Origin of the sequence: Frankia tisae (assembly GCF_025403405.1) — a bacterium.
GTDB lineage: Bacteria > Actinomycetota > Actinomycetes > Frankiales > Frankiaceae > Frankia > Frankia tisai.
In genome coordinates this window covers 1-435 of record NZ_JANEZT010000831.1, presented here as the reverse complement: position 1 = coordinate 435, position 435 = coordinate 1, and the positions used below count along the sequence as shown (strand labels likewise).

The window sequence follows — 435 nt, the reverse complement described above, 5'->3', positions numbered from 1 at the left end:
GTGCATCGTTGTACATACGACCCAGAGCCAGAAGAACGTCCGCCAGAGGGTCGGGATGGACATGCGTCCGGTACGTCGCCACCTGCGCGCCGCTGTCGTCCAGCACCTGGGCGACCGAGTAGTCGCCGCCTTCCACGCCCAAGGCCACGTCGACCCCGATGAAGTAGTTCCGCATCGGATCGGGCTCCGCGTAGACTAGAAGTTCGCCGCGCGGATCCGGCTCGAAGCCGGCGCCCGGGAACCATCCGAGACGCGCAACGGGGTCGGGCGCAACCCGCAGGGACTCCAACACGCCCTCCTGGTCGAACAGCGGCCGGCCGGTCGAGATGAAGGCCTCCTCGGGCGAACAGGGATACTCCTGGCGGAACAGGTCCAGGCTGGTGCGGCTGATCCGCTGACGGCGCCAGAATAATTGGGCGTCATCCAACCCGTAGA

1 protein-coding gene is annotated in these 435 nt (G+C 66.4%); it reads right to left on the bottom strand.

Translation table 11 applies throughout. The annotated features are described in order from the left end of the window. Positions 1-435, bottom strand: a 435-nt coding sequence (locus NBZ85_RS31880) for a terminase large subunit (protein WP_261563512.1), incomplete at both ends; no start/stop codon positions are given.